Here is a 13,859-nt window from a genome sequence, read left to right as displayed (position 1 = left end):
GAGCACGAGATGAGTCGTAGTCGTCGCCAGTTTCTGGCCGACATGGCCAAGGGGGCCTGCGGTGTGGGCCTGCTTGGCGTAGGGCTCGGTGGCGTGGCCCGCCAGCAGGCACAAGCGGTGCCTGCCCAGGCGCTGCGTCCGCCCGCCGCTCTCGATGAAACAGAGTTTCTCGGCGCCTGCGTGCGTTGCGGACTTTGCGTCGAGGCATGCCCCTACGACACCCTCAAGCTCGCCCGGCTGTTTGACCCTGTGACCACCGGCACCCCTTATTTCAAGGCGCGTGCCGTGCCCTGTGAGATGTGTGATGACATCCCTTGCGTGGTGGCCTGCCCGAGCGGGGCGCTGGATCAGCAGATGACTGACATCGATCAGGCCCGCATGGGAGTGGCAGTGCTCATCGATCACGAGACCTGCCTCAACTATCTGGGTCTGCGCTGCGATGTCTGTTATCGGGTCTGCCCGCTGATTGACAAGGCGATCACCCTGGAGTTGCAGCACAACCAGCGCACCGGCAAGCATGCCATGTTCCTGCCCACGGTACACAGCGATGTCTGTACCGGTTGCGGCAAGTGCGAGCATGCCTGCGTGTTGGAGGAAGCGGCCATCAAGGTGGTGCCACGCCAGCTCGCCAAAGGTGAGCTGGGTCATCACTACCGGCTTGGTTGGGAAGAGAAGGCCAAGGCGGGGAACAAGTCGCTCATCGGCGACAGGCTCACCCTGCCCACCCGCAAACCGGAGGGGTTATGAGTCGTTATCCGGGGGAAGAGGCTCGCATCAAGCTGGGGTGGTGGCGTTCCCACCGCTTCCTGCTGCTGCGTCGCCTCAGCCAATTCAGCGTACTCGGGCTGTTTTTGCTGGGGCCGCTGGCGGGCATCTGGATCCTCAAGGGCAACCTCTCCAGTTCGCTGTTGCTGGATACAGTGCCGCTGACCGATCCCCTCACGCTGTTGCAGTCGCTGGCGGCGGGCCACTGGCCCATCACCACCCTCTGGCTGGGGGCGGCAGTGGTGCTGGTCGGTTACTGGCTGGTCGGAGGGCGGGTGTTCTGCTCCTGGGTCTGTCCGGTCAACCTCATCACGGATGCGGCGGCCTGGCTCAGGGGGCGCCTTGGCCTCAAGGGCAATGGCCAGTTCAGCCGTGCGACCCGCTATTGGCTACTGGCCATGGTGCTGGTGGTGCCTGCGGTGGTCGGGGTGATGGCGTGGGAGCTGGTCAATCCGGTGTCGCTCGCCATGCGCGGTCTGCTGTTTGGCATGGGGGCGGGCTGGGCCCTGCTGGTGGCGCTGTTCCTGTTCGATCTGTTCGTGGTTGAGCGGGGCTGGTGCGGGCATCTCTGTCCGGTGGGGGCCTTCTATGCCCTGGTCAACCGGGTCGGGTTTATCAAGATTTCTGCCAAGGGGCGCGAGCGGTGCAACAACTGCATGGATTGTTATGCGGTCTGCCCGGAGCGTCCCATCCTGCGTGGGCCTGTTCACGGTGCCAAGCGCGGTCACGGGCCCTTGATTGCGGCTCAGGAGTGTACCAACTGTGGCCGCTGCATCGATGTCTGCGCGGAACAAGTTTTTGAAATCACTGTAGGTTTTGCCGTCAAGGCAGAAAAAACGTCGGAGAACAAATAATGAAAAAGCTGATTGGAGCAATGCTGGCCTGCCTGATGGCGGGATCCTTGATGGCTGCGGCCCCCGAGATCACCAACAGTACCGGTGGCCTCAAGTCCGAGCGTGGCGCCACCGATCTGGTGACCGAAGACACCGCTGCGCCGCTGAAAAATTTCCGCAAGGATGGCGCGCCCTATGATCGTCAGTACATGCATCAGCCGCCGCTGATCCCCCACGACATTCGCAACTACGAGGTGGATACCAAGGTCAACAAGTGCCTGGCCTGCCATAGCTTCAAGAATGCCAGCGCCATGAAGGCCCCCAAGATCAGCCCGACCCACTTCGAGACCCGCGACGGCATGACCCTGGGTGAAGTGTCGCCGCGTCGCTACTTCTGTCTGCAGTGCCATGTGCCGCAAGCGGATGCCAAGCCGCTGGTGGAAAATACCTTTAAACCGGTTGAAGCGCTGAACTGAGGAGCCTATCGATGAAATTACCCGGCTTTATCCAGCGTCTGTGGACCACCTTCAAGTCTCCGTCGAAGGCGGCCCTCTGGGTGCTGCTGCTGATGGGCTTCTTCGGTGGCGTGATTTTCTGGGGTGGCTTCAACACCGCCATGGAAGCGTCCAACACCGAGGCCTTCTGCACCAGCTGTCACGAGATGAAGGACAACGTGTTCGAGGAGTACCGCGACACCATCCACTACGCCAACCGCTCCGGCGTGCGGGCCAGCTGCCCGGATTGCCACGTGCCGCATGAGTGGACCTACAAGATCATCCGCAAGGTGCAGGCTTCCAAGGAGCTGTGGGGCATGATCACCGGCAAGGTGGATACCCGCGAGAAGTTCGAGTCGCACCGGCGCGAGATGGCGGAGCGGGAGTGGCAACGAATGAAAGAGACCGATTCGCGCGAGTGCCGCAACTGCCACAACTTCGAGTACATGGACTTCTCCCTGCAGGGGCAGCGTGCCGCCAAGATGCACTCGGCTAACCTCGGCAAGGAGGGGCAGGGCACCTGCATCGACTGTCACAAGGGGATTGCTCACCAGCTGCCCGACATGACCGGGGTGAAAGGGTTCTGATCCTGCAACGACAGGCCGGGTTTTCCCGGCCTGCGTTTTGTTCATATCTGGGACAAGCATCAGATTTGTGTGTCTTTTAAATCCCATATCTCGTGAAACCTTTGATAGAATCAGCCCGCCGTCACACGCTTGAGCAAGTTGGTCACTCCTGTCTGCGTCAGTTTTTGCGCCCTGACAGCCGGCCTCTCATACCCCTTCTCTTCCTGCCTCGTTGACGGCCCATAGCCACAAGGAGCTGCCCGATGGGACAGAAAAACAACGCATTTATTCCCCTCAAGATCGCCGTGCTGACGGTCTCCGACAGCCGCACCGCCGCCGATGACAGCTCGGGCGACTATCTGGTCTCGGCCCTTACCGACGCGGGCCATCAGCTGGCCGATCGGGCGCTCTGCCCGGATAACCTGTTTCGCATCCGGGCGCGGGTGAGCGAGTGGATCGCCGATGAGGGGGTGCAGGTGGTGCTGATTAACGGCGGCACCGGCTTCAACGAGCAGAACCGGGTGCCGGAAGCGGTCGGCGTGCTGTTCGAGCGCACCGTACAGGGCTTTGGCGAGATGTTCCGTCAGCTCTCTTTTGCCGAGATTAAAGGCTCCGCCATGCAGAGCCGTGCCCTGGCGGGACTCGCCAATCGCACCCTGATCTGCTGCCTGCCGGGCTCCACCGGTGCCTGCCAGCTGGGTTGGGAGCAACTGATCCGCGATCAGCTCGATGCCCGCACCAAGCCGTGCAACTTTGTCTCCCACCTCTGAGAGCAAACGATGAACCAGACCGATCCCAAGCAGACCCAGCCCAACCTGACGCATCTTAACCAGAGCGGCGAAGCCCATATGGTGGATGTGACCGACAAGCAGGTGACCGAGCGCGAAGCCCGTGCCGAGGCGTTTGTTGCCATGGCCCCCGAGACGCTGGCGCTGATCCTGAGCGGCCAGCATCACAAGGGTGACGTGTTCGCCACCGCCCGCATCGCCGGCATCATGGCAGCCAAGAAGACCTCCGATCTTATCCCCCTCTGCCATCCACTGGCATTGACCAAAGTCGAGGTGGAGATAGTGCCGCTGCCCGAGCAGCACAAGGTGCATATCCGCACTCTCTGCAAACTCTCCGGCAAGACAGGGGTGGAGATGGAGGCGCTGACGGCGGCATCGGTAGCAGCGCTGACCATCTACGACATGTGCAAGGCGGTGCAAAAGGACATGGTGATCGAGCAGGTGCGACTGGTCGAGAAGAGGGGCGGCAAGTCCGGCCATTTTCAGTTGGGGTCAAATAGCGGGGAGCAAGCATGATCAAGGTACTGTTTTTTGCGCAAGTAAGAGAGCTGGTGGCTTGCGACGAGCTGAGTCTGCCGTGTGACTATGCCACCGCCGAACAACTGCGTGCGGCGCTCTGTGAGCGCGGCGACAAGTGGGCGCTGGCGCTGGAGGCTGGCAAACTGCTGGTGGCGGTCAACCAGACCCTGGTACCCCTCGACACGCCCCTCAATGATGGCGATGAAGTGGCCTTTTTCCCGCCGGTGACCGGAGGCTGACGATGAGCGACGCAACCATCACAGATCGCATTCTGGTGCAGCGGGCCGATTTCTCGCTGGCGGACGAATATGCCCGCCTCGCCACCCGCGCTGACAGTGGCGCCATTGTCACTTTCGTTGGCAAGGTGCGCGACTTCAATCAGGGGGAGGAGGTGAAGGGGTTGGCCCTCGAACACTACCCCGGCATGACCGAGAAGGCGCTGGCCGATATTGTGCAAGAGGCCCGTCGCCGCTGGCCGCTGCAGGAGTGCACCCTGATCCACCGCATCGGCGAGCTGTGGCTTGGCGATCAGATCGTGCTGGTGGCGGTGAGCAGTGCCCACCGCGACGCGGCCTTTGATGCCTGTCACTTCATCATGGATTTCTTGAAAACCCGGGCGCCGTTCTGGAAAAAAGAGCTGACCGCCGAGGGTGTGCAACGCTGGGTCGAGGCCAAGGAGAGCGACAACGCCGCCGCCGCCCGCTGGCAAGCCTGACCTGTTCATCACGAGGGGCGCAGGTTCAACGGGAACCACGGCCCCGTTTCGGGGCGCGGATGTGCGGGCCCCATCAGGAGAAAGGGAATGAAACCGCTGTTATCTGTTGTGATCGCCGGCATTTGCGCCGCCACCTTGCATACCGGTGCCGTGCAGGCCGATGAAGTGAAGGTGGCCGTGGCCGCCAACTTCAAGGGCACTATCGAGCGTATCGGCAAGGAGTTTACCGCCAAGACCGGCCATACCCTGGCCATCTCGTCTGCCGCCACCGGAGTGCTCTACACCCAGATCAGTCACGGCGCACCGTTTGATCTCTTCCTCTCCGCCGATGTGGCGACCCCCGAGAAGCTGGAAAAAGAGGGCAAGGGGAGCGATCGCTTCACCTACGCCATCGGCCAGCTGGGGCTGTGGAAGAAAGGGGGCCCAACCCCTGACGAGGCGACTCTGCGCAGCTGGAAAGGCAACCTCGCCATCGCCAATGCCCGCACTGCACCCTATGGTGCTGCCGCCATGGCGACCCTCACCCATCTCAAGATCGATCCCAAGCAGTACCGGTTGCTGACTGGCGCCAACATCGGCCAGACCTGGCAATTTGTCGACACCGGCAATGCCGAACTGGGCTTCGTCGCCTGGGCCAATCTGGTGGAAGCGGGCAAGACCGGCGAAGCCTGGGCGGTACCGGCTGACTTCTATCCCCCCATCGAGCAGCAGGGGCTGGTATTGAAGAAAGGTGCTGCGGTCGAGGCGCTGGTCGCCTGGCTCAAGGGGCCGGGTCAGGCACAGATCAAGGCTGCGGGTTATGCCCTGCCCCAATAAGGGGATGGGCCGGATGCGATACCCTGAGTGGTCGGCCTTCGGGTCGGCCACTCTTTGCAATGAGGATGGAGACCATGCCGTTGGGGGCATTTATCAACCGGGAGGTCGGCAATGAGTGAAGGGGATCTGCTGGCGGTCTGGCTCACCCTGAAGCTCGCGGCCTGTACCACCGCGATTTTGCTGTTGCTGGCGCCGCCGCTGGCCTGGTGGCTGTCGCGCAGTCAGAACCGACTGCGGCCGCTGGTGGAGGCGCTGGTGGCGCTGCCGCTGGTGCTGCCCCCCACTGTGCTGGGGTTTTACCTGCTACTCGCCTTCTCGCCCGAATATGGTTTCGGTGCCTGGTGGCGCGACACCTTTGGCGCCCCCCTTGCCTTCAGCTTTCTCGGCCTGCTGTTTGCCTCCATCCTCTATTCGCTGCCGTTCGTGGTGCAGCCGCTCACCTCCGCTTTCGTCAATATGGGCAACAAGGAGCTGGAGGCAGCTGCTACCCTGGGGCTCGGCCCGCTGGAGCGCTTCTTCCACATCATCTTGCCGATGACCCTGCCCAGCTTCGTGATGGCGGCGGCCCTCGGCTTTGCCCATACATTGGGAGAGTTTGGCGTGGTGCTGATGATTGGCGGCAATATCCCCGGCGAAACCCAGGTGCTCTCCATCGCCCTGTTTGATCATGTGGAGGCGATGGATTACCAGAACGCACATATTCTGGCGGGCGGCCTGATGGCCTTCTCGCTGGTGATGCTGGTGCTGGTCTACGGGGTGCTGCAGCGCAGACAGCGGAGAGTGTTTGGATGAACCAAGCAGCCACTATTCCGCAAGACAACGCCCTGAGCATCAATGCTCGGCGCGAGTTTGGCCCCTTTACCCTCGATTGCGCACTGACCCTCGAGCTGGGGGGGATCCTCGGCCTGTTTGGTCCCTCCGGCTGCGGCAAGAGCACCCTGCTGCGCATCATCGCCGGGCTCGATCGCCAAAGCGGGGATCGCTTGCTGTGGCGCGATAGGGAGTGCGCCGCTCTGCTGCCCGAAGCGCGCCGGATCGGGCTGGTGTTTCAGGACGCGCGCCTCTTTCCCCATCTGACGGTGCTCGGCAATCTGCAACTGGCGGCCCGCAAGGGGCGAGGGCGCTGGCAACCCGAGGCGCTGGCGGCGCGGCTTGGCTTTGCCGATCTGCTGGGGCAGCCTGCCCATGCCCTATCTGGCGGTCAACGCCAGCGAGTGGCGCTGGGGCGGGCGCTGCTGGCCGAGCCTGATCTGCTGCTGCTCGATGAGCCTTTTTCGGCGCTGGATCGGCGCAGCCGCATCCATCAGGCCCATGTGCTCAAAGGCTTGCAGCAGGAGAGCGGCATTCCCATGATCTTCGTCAGCCACGCCATGGAGGAGGTGAGCCTGCTCTGCGATCAGCTGGTGTTGCTGGAAAGTGGCAGGGTAGAGGCGCAAGGCCAGCCGAGCGAGATCTTCGCCCGTACCGATCTCTCGCTCGCCAGCCGTGACGATGCCGGGGTGATGCTGGATGCGACCTTGGCTCACTACGATGACGACGAACAGATGGCGACCCTGCAGCTCGGCGAGCAGCGACTGCGGGTCACCATGACCCATGTGCCGGACGAGAGTGGCCCCTTGCAGATCAAGGTGGCGGGGCGCGATGTGGTGATCGCCACCGCCCCCATCGAGCACTCCAGTCTCTCCAACTGTCTCGTCACCCGTCTGCTGGCGGTGCGCGAGGTGCGCCCCGGCCAGACCCTGTTGCAGTTGGCTCTGGGTGAGCAGATACTGCTGGCCCGGATCACCAGCCGCTCAGCCAGGCGGCTGGCGCTGGCGCCGCAGCAGCAGATCTACGCTTATATCAAGGCGGTTAGTCTGGTCAGCGAAGGCTGATTGGGCGCCGTGCTGATAACGTGGCAGGATGGCCACGGGCAACATAGCAACAAGAGATGGTTCAGGTGATGAGTCGAGAGGCAATACACTGATGCGCCGCAATCAGGTGATGAAATTCAATGGTCTTGCCCTGCGCAGTGCGGGGGAGGGCCCCTTGCTGTTGCTGCTGCACGGGCTGGGCTCCTCCAGCCTCGACTGGCAGGCGCAGATCGAACGGTTTTCCGAACACTACCGGGTGGTGGCGCTGGATCTGCGCGGCCACGGCCAGAGTATGCAGGAGGGGCCGTTCGACGTCTCAACCCTGGCAGCCGATGTGGTGAGCTGGCTCGATGCACAGCCAGAGCCCGCCTGGGTGGTGGGATTGTCACTGGGGGCCATGGTGGCGCTGGAGCTGGCGCTGCAACTGCCCCACAAGGTACAGGGGCTGGTGCTGGTCAACGGTGTTAGCGAGTTTCTGCTGGAAACACCCAAAGAGCAGGAGCGTTACGCCCAGCGCCTCAAGTGGCTGCGCTGGTTTGGCATGCGCCCGCTCGCATGGTGGCTGGGACGCGAGCTCTTCCCGGGCCCGGATCTGGCGCAGGTGCGCCACACCTTCAGGTTGCGTTTCGTGCGCAATAAAAAGAAGGTTTACAAAGCGCTACTGGAGGCGCTCCCCGGCTGGTCGGTACGCGCCCGGCTTGGCACCATCTGGCAGCCGGTGGCCATCATCTCCACCAGTCACGACTACCTGCCGCTCGCCAAACGGGTGGAGCAGTTTGCCGCCCTGCCCAACGCCACCATCCATACCCCCAATGGCCACCACGCCTGGCCAGCGGAAGATCCTTCCGGATTTAATCATTTGCTTCACCGGATATTGACCACCCATTAAAACTGAGCTTTGCCATGATCTGGACTCGTCGCATTTTGAAACAATTGCCATGTTGCAGTAGCTGATTAATCTCATTAACTTGGGTGGTGTAAGAGGGGGATGTTTACACCGTGTTGACTGTAAAAAACTCGCCTCTTTTCATCCGGTTAGAACGGGAAATAATAATGTTGTCAGGGACAGTAAAATGAAAAAAATGATATTGACTGCAGCGGTAGCGCTGATGATGGCTGGTTGTGCCCAGCAAGGTTTCACGGTTCATCCGGGTACTGCGGTTGCACCGACCAAAGAGGTAACTCATCACTTCTTCATCTCTGGTCTGGGTCAGAGCAAAGACATCGATGCTGCTACCGTGTGCAATGGTGCTGACAAAGTTGTACGGGTTGAAGCCCAGCACACCTTCGTCAATGGACTGCTTGGTGCGATTACGTTTGGAATCTACACCCCGCGCGAGGCTCGGGTCTACTGCGCCGGTTAATCTGCGCAAGCTCGATGCAAAAAGCCGAACCACAGGGTTCGGCTTTTTTGTGGATATCATTCGGGTTCAAGGATGGGAGCAGACCGGGCAGTCGGGGCGCTTGGGCAGCTTCATCTCGCGGAAGGTGCCGCTGAGGCCGTCGATCATCAGCAGGCGGCCACTGTAGCTTTTGCCCATGCCGGCCAAGAGCTTGATGGCTTCCAGTGCCTGCAGGCTACCCACCAGCCCGACCACGGGGGCGAGTACCCCCGCCTCGACACAGGTGAGGGCCTGCTCGCCAAACAGGGCGCTGAGGCAGGCGTAGCAGGGCTCATCTTCCTGCCAGGTGAAGCTGCAGAGCTGGCCCTCCAGCCGGATGGCGGCGCCGCTGACCAGTGGTACCCTGTGCTGGCGCGCCTTTTGGTTGAGCTGGTTGCGAATGGCCAGATTATCGGTGCAATCGAGCACCAGCTGATGTTGGGGCAGCAGGGTATCGAGCAGCGCCTCATCGGCTATGGCCGCGTGGGTCTCCACCTTGAGCCAGGGATTGAGGGCACGCAGCGACTGGGCGGCAGAGTCCACCTTGTAGTGACCGATGCGCTCATCGCTGTGCAGCACCTGACGCTGCAGGTTGGAGAGCTCCACCTTGTCGAAATCGACCAGGGTGAGCTGGCCAACCCCGGCCACCGTCAGATACTGGCTGGCGGCGCAGCCAAGGCCACCGGCGCCGATCACCAGCACCCTGGCCTGCTTGAGCGCCTCCTGTCCCTCGAAGTCGAAGGATTTGAGGATGATCTGACGGTTGTAGCGCAGCAGTTCGGCGTCGCTCAGGATCTCGCTCACAGCAGTAATCCCCCGAATGGCTCCACGGTCACTGTCTCGCCCGCGGCGACGCGGCCCCGTTCCAGTTCAAGAACGATGTAGCAGTTGGCTCGCGACAGGGAGCTGAACACGGCGGAGTCCTGCGAGCCGGTGCTGCGCACCTCGAGGCCGTTCGGTCCCTGACTCAGAATGCCGCGCTGGAAGTCGAGTCGGCCGGGGCTCTTTTTGAGTGGCTCGGCGGCAATGGCCTGTAGCTGGAGCGGCCGCTCGAACTGCTGGCCTGCCAGCTTGGCCAGCGCCGGCTGCACCAGCTGATCGAAGGTGACCATGGCGGAGACCGGGTTGCCCGGCAGGCCGAAGAACCAGGCGCGGGGCAGACGGCCGAAGGCAAACGGCTTGCCCGGCTTGATGGCTAGCTTCCAAAAGCCAATCTCGCCGAGCTCGTCCAGCAGCTGTTTGGTGAAGTCCGCTTCTCCCACCGAGACGCCGCCGGTGGTGATCAGCACGTCGGCCTCTTCATCGGCGCGGATAAAGGCGGCACGCAGTTGGGCCGGATCGTCCGGGATGATGCCAAGGTCGAGGCAGTCGCAGCCCATGCGTGCCAGCATGGCCCGCACGCCGTAACGGTTGGAGTCATAGATATCGCCGTGGGCAAGCGGGGTACCGACCGGTTTGAGTTCGTCACCGGTGCTGAAAATAGCCACTTTCAGTGGGCGGCGCACTGCGACGGTGGCCACGCCAAGGGAGGCCAGCAGTGGCATCTCTCTTGGGGTGAGGCGAGTACCGGCTGGCAGCACGCAGGCCCCCTTGCCGATATCGCTGCCGGCGCGGCGGATATTCTGGCCCAGTTCGGGTTGCGCCAGAAAAGTGATCCGATCGCCATCGGCCTGCGTTTCTTCCTGCATAACCACCGCATCTGTGCCTGGGGGGACCGGAGCACCAGTCATGATCCGCACGCAGTGGCCTGCGGGCCATTCGCCCTGATAGGGCTGACCGGCAAAGGCTTTGCCCGCCATGATGAGCGGGGTGCCGGTGGCGAGATCGGCCAACCGCACGGCGTAACCGTCCATGGCGGAGTTGTCGAAGGGGGGCACGGCGAGGGGGGAGGCGATATCGCTGGCAAGTACCCGGCCAAGGGCCTCTGGCAGGGGCAGCTGCTCGCTGGCGCAGCAGCAGGCGAGTTGTTCCAGCATCCCTTGCAGGGCATCGCTTAAGGGGAGTAGTCCGCTGGTATCAAATCCCATCGTCATGACCTCTTTTATGATTGAAGGCGGGATTATCACAAAATTCCCCGGGGATGGGCAGGTTATCTCAAGGGAATCTCGAGGTAATCGGCGCTGAAACGGGGTGAGATGGTCATAAAGTATGAGGTGACGCACAAGTTGACTTGAATCTTGGCGGCAATGGCCGTTTACTATGCCGCCATAACAGATGGCCACCACATCTCATGTGGCTACCATTACAGCGATGCCGTCGGCCCTGTGCGCCGCTATAACATAAGGGGTTGCTCCTTGAGCGGCCCTCACCGTCCCTGAGCGTGGGAGAGAAGATAATGACAACCTTAAGTCCGGAAGCCTTGCTGGTCAGGGCTGCCCTCGAAGCCCAGGGACTGGAAACCCCCCTGGTCGCCAACGAGCTGAACAGCCAGCAGAAGCGGGAGAAGATCGAAGGCCATATGCGTTCCATCATGGAGACGCTGGGGCTGGATCTGGCCGATGACAGCTTGGCCGAGACGCCGCACCGTATCGCCAAGATGTACGTCAACGAGATCTTCTCCGGCCTCGATTACTCCACCTTCCCCAAGGTGACGGTGATCGAGAACAAGATGCAGGTGGACGAGATGATCATGGTGCGGGACATCAGCCTCACCAGCACCTGCGAACACCACTTCGTCACCATCGACGGGCTGGCCCACGTGGCCTATATCCCTCGCGGCAAGGTGATTGGCCTGTCGAAGATCAACCGCATCGTGCAGTTCTTTGCCCGCCGTCCCCAAGTGCAGGAGCGGCTGACCCAGCAGATCTTGCTGGCGCTGCAGACCCTGCTTGGCACCAAAGACGTGGCCATCAACATCAGGGCGACCCACTACTGCGTCAAGGCACGCGGGGTGATGGATTCGACTTCTTACACCACTACCACCTCCCTCGGTGGGGTGTTCAAGACCCAGCCCGATACCCGCGCCGAGTTTCTCGGTGGCCTGCGCGGATAAAAAGGCGGTTATTTTGTAACCGCTACGCTGAATAAACGAGACGCCAGCAGTCATTGCTGGCGTTTTTCATCGGCCGTGGATGAGAGCAGCGGCCCGCAACGGCTTGGCCATCAAGGGGAGATGTCGCAAACGTTGTGCCGAGCTTCGATTTATTCATCTGAGCGGTATATTTAATCGAACACGAAAAAAAACTCGCTTTTACCTTACAAAAAGTAACCAGGCAGACTCTTTCCGAACCGCCACAATCCGGTTACTCTAGCGTCCCCTCACGGCTCTCGCTGCCGCTCATGGAATTCAGAGTTATTCATCAAGGTTGGATGGTGCGCCACTGAACAAGTGGCCAGATAGTTCATGCCAGGAGGGCGTGAACCGGACGAGTGCAACGAATTTAACGACCACCAGGATACGCCATGAATACCAGTTCCATGACCATAGGCAAAAAACTCACCGCCGGCTTTGCCGTGCTCGGTTTGATGGTCGCCTTTATCGGCGGCTTCGCCCTTGTCCAGTTTGGCAACATGAATGATGTTGCGATTCGCTTTACCGACAGCATCTTGCCTGCGGTCAATCGCACCAGCGCGATTGGCGACACCATTAGTGAGCTGCGCCGCTATGAGCTGGGCTACTTCGTGGTGGCGGCTGACCCGGTAAAGAGAAGTGAATACCGTGATGTCGCCAATCAAAAGCTCAACCAGATTGCGCAACAGTTGGCCGCCCATGACAAGACTATCTGGGCTGAGGATGTGGCGGAACGCCGCACTTTCGATACCGTCAAGTCTAACTGGGATCGTTATGTGGCACTGCATCAGCGCGTCAAGCAGCTGCAAGACAGCGATCAGCTCGCAGAAGCCCAGCGTATCTTTCTGGCTGAAGGTATCCCAATTTATACCGAACTTAACAAGTCGGTGGCCGATCTTATCCAGATCAACCACGGTTATGCGTCTGAATCCCGTGATGACGTGGTGGAGTCTTACCAATCCGCCAAGCTGAGCGTTACCATCGCGCTGGTGTTTGGCCTGGTACTGGTGGTGGTGCTCTCCATGGTACTGACCCGCCAGATCCGCGATCCGCTGATCATGCTGGCCCGTCAGGCCCAGCGTATTGCCAATGGCGAGCTGGGTCAGGGCGAACTGCAGCAGTGGATCCGTGACAGCCGCTTCAACCGCGACGAACTGGGTCAGCTGGGCTCCGCCATCAACCGGATGCAGGGTTCCCTCTCCGATCTGGTGAGCGAGATCGCCGGTTCCGTGAGCCAGCTCAGCAGCGCGGTGGAGGAGGTGAGCGCCATCTCCAGCCAGTCTGCCAGCGGCATGGCCATCCAGCAGAACGAAGTCTCCCAGGTGGCGACTGCCATGAACGAGATGCAGTCCACCGTTAACGAAGTGGCCCGCAACACTACGGATGCCATGAGCGCCGCCAAGGATGCTTCCCGCACCTCCGCTGCCGGCAGCGAAGTGGTGCGCAGCTCCATCGCCAGCATCGAAGAGGTGTCGGTCAAGATTGAACAGGCGGGCACCGTGGTGCAGCAGCTGGAGGCCGACAGCGCCAACATCAGTGTAGTGCTGGATGTGATCCGCGATATCGCCGGTCAGACCAACCTGCTGGCGCTCAACGCCGCCATCGAAGCGGCCCGTGCCGGTGAGCAGGGTCGTGGTTTTGCGGTCGTTGCCGATGAAGTGCGATCCTTGGCCCAGCGTACCCAGGACTCCACTGCCGAGATCAGCAAGATGATCGAGCTGCTGCAGGGCCGCGCCGCCGAGGCGGGCAACGCCATGCAACTGAGCCGTCATCAGATGCAGGAGAGCGTCGGTCTGGCGCGGGATGCCGGTACCAGTATCGACACCATCAACGGTGCCGTGGTGCGCATCACCGACATGAACACCCTGATCGCCACTGCCACCGAAGAGCAGAACGCGGTGACCGAAGAGCTCAACCGTAGCATCGTCAACATTCACAATGCGGCTGACGAGAATGCCCAGGGCGCCCATCAGATCGCCCAGGCCTGTGGCGAACTGAGCAAGTTGGCCAACACCCTGCACCATATGACCCAACGCTTCACCCTCTAAACCGTGACGCCTGGATAACAGAAGGCCCCGCCAATTGGCGGGGCCTTGTTGTTTCTGGCGTTGTGGAAGG

General features: G+C 61.4%; 17 protein-coding genes. 15 read left to right on the top strand and 2 right to left on the bottom strand.

All coding sequences use genetic code 11. The annotated features are described in order from the left end of the window. Nucleotides 1-9: 9 nt before the first annotated feature. From napG to PG888_RS02520, 13 genes are all read left to right on the top strand, one after another. Nucleotides 10-747 carry a ferredoxin-type protein NapG gene (gene napG, locus PG888_RS02580; protein ID WP_005353463.1) on the top strand — a complete coding sequence of 246 codons (738 nt, stop codon included), beginning with the start codon at nt 10-12 and terminating at the stop codon, nt 745-747. Further along, nucleotides 744-1,619 carry a quinol dehydrogenase ferredoxin subunit NapH gene (napH, locus tag PG888_RS02575; protein ID WP_182937877.1) on the top strand — a complete coding sequence of 292 codons (876 nt, stop codon included), beginning with the start codon at nt 744-746 and terminating at the stop codon, nt 1,617-1,619. The genes napG and napH overlap by 4 nt, the downstream gene beginning before the upstream one ends. Beyond that, a complete protein-coding gene (locus PG888_RS02570) occupies nt 1,619-2,074 on the top strand; it encodes a nitrate reductase cytochrome c-type subunit (RefSeq protein ID WP_042058072.1) in 456 nt (151 codons plus the stop codon). The genes napH and PG888_RS02570 overlap by 1 nt, the downstream gene beginning before the upstream one ends. Before the next feature lie 11 nt (nt 2,075-2,085). After that, nucleotides 2,086-2,679 carry a cytochrome c3 family protein gene (locus PG888_RS02565; protein WP_042058070.1) on the top strand — a complete coding sequence of 198 codons (594 nt, stop codon included), beginning with the start codon at nt 2,086-2,088 and terminating at the stop codon, nt 2,677-2,679. Between the two features lie 242 nt (nt 2,680-2,921). Then, complete coding sequence (gene moaB, locus PG888_RS02560) at nt 2,922-3,428, top strand: molybdenum cofactor biosynthesis protein B (protein WP_075112564.1); 507 nt, start codon at nt 2,922-2,924, stop codon at nt 3,426-3,428. A 9-nt stretch (nt 3,429-3,437) separates the two neighbouring features. Beyond that, on the top strand, nt 3,438-3,962 hold the full coding sequence (gene moaC, locus PG888_RS02555) for a cyclic pyranopterin monophosphate synthase MoaC (RefSeq protein ID WP_182937876.1): 525 nt from the start codon (nt 3,438-3,440) through the stop codon (nt 3,960-3,962). Further along, nucleotides 3,959-4,204: a molybdopterin synthase sulfur carrier subunit gene (gene moaD, locus PG888_RS02550; protein WP_042655941.1), complete on the top strand. Its 246-nt coding sequence runs from the start codon at nt 3,959-3,961 to the stop codon at nt 4,202-4,204. Before moaC ends, moaD begins: the two co-directional genes overlap by 4 nt. Nucleotides 4,205-4,206: 2 nt before the next feature. Beyond that, nucleotides 4,207-4,680, top strand: a complete 474-nt coding sequence (moaE, locus tag PG888_RS02545) for a molybdopterin synthase catalytic subunit MoaE (RefSeq protein ID WP_042655942.1) — start codon at nt 4,207-4,209, stop codon at nt 4,678-4,680. Nucleotides 4,681-4,767: 87 nt separating this feature from the next. Then, entirely contained in the window at nt 4,768-5,496 is a 729-nt protein-coding gene (modA, locus tag PG888_RS02540) for a molybdate ABC transporter substrate-binding protein (protein ID WP_042655943.1), read from the top strand. Between the two features lie 111 nt (nt 5,497-5,607). Beyond that, nucleotides 5,608-6,288, top strand: a complete 681-nt coding sequence (modB, locus tag PG888_RS02535) for a molybdate ABC transporter permease subunit (RefSeq protein ID WP_005361814.1) — start codon at nt 5,608-5,610, stop codon at nt 6,286-6,288. Then, on the top strand, nt 6,285-7,370 hold the full coding sequence (gene modC / locus PG888_RS02530; RefSeq protein ID WP_182937875.1) for a molybdenum ABC transporter ATP-binding protein: 1,086 nt from the start codon (nt 6,285-6,287) through the stop codon (nt 7,368-7,370). The genes modB and modC overlap by 4 nt, the downstream gene beginning before the upstream one ends. A gap of 91 nt (nt 7,371-7,461) precedes the next feature. Continuing rightward, entirely contained in the window at nt 7,462-8,238 is a 777-nt protein-coding gene (locus PG888_RS02525) for an alpha/beta fold hydrolase (protein ID WP_182937874.1), read from the top strand. A 184-nt stretch (nt 8,239-8,422) separates the two neighbouring features. Next, nucleotides 8,423-8,713 (top strand): Bor family protein, encoded by a 291-nt coding sequence (locus tag PG888_RS02520; protein ID WP_182937873.1) that lies wholly within the window; start codon nt 8,423-8,425, stop codon nt 8,711-8,713. 66 nt (nt 8,714-8,779) lie between these two features. Here the strand turns inward: PG888_RS02520 and moeB are convergent, their stop codons facing one another. Together moeB and moeA are read right to left on the bottom strand one after the other, a co-directional pair. Further along, nucleotides 8,780-9,535, bottom strand: a complete 756-nt coding sequence (moeB, locus tag PG888_RS02515; RefSeq protein WP_182937872.1) for a molybdopterin-synthase adenylyltransferase MoeB — start codon at nt 9,533-9,535, stop codon at nt 8,780-8,782. After that, nucleotides 9,532-10,758 carry a molybdopterin molybdotransferase MoeA gene (gene moeA / locus PG888_RS02510; RefSeq protein ID WP_197970775.1) on the bottom strand — a complete coding sequence of 409 codons (1,227 nt, stop codon included), beginning with the start codon at nt 10,756-10,758 and terminating at the stop codon, nt 9,532-9,534. The genes moeB and moeA overlap by 4 nt, the downstream gene beginning before the upstream one ends. Nucleotides 10,759-11,066: 308 nt before the next feature. On the opposite strand from moeA, the gene folE reads away from it, so the two are divergent. After that, nucleotides 11,067-11,723, top strand: a complete 657-nt coding sequence (folE, locus tag PG888_RS02505) for a GTP cyclohydrolase I FolE (protein WP_075112573.1) — start codon at nt 11,067-11,069, stop codon at nt 11,721-11,723. A gap of 410 nt (nt 11,724-12,133) precedes the next feature. Then, entirely contained in the window at nt 12,134-13,789 is a 1,656-nt protein-coding gene (locus PG888_RS02500; protein WP_182937870.1) for a methyl-accepting chemotaxis protein, read from the top strand. The last annotated feature ends 70 nt before the right edge of the window (nt 13,790-13,859 follow it).

Origin of the sequence: Aeromonas sp. QDB23, assembly GCF_027707745.1 — a bacterium.
Classification (GTDB): Bacteria; Pseudomonadota; Gammaproteobacteria; order Enterobacterales; family Aeromonadaceae; genus Aeromonas; species Aeromonas allosaccharophila.
This window is presented reverse-complemented; position numbering and strand designations above follow the sequence as displayed.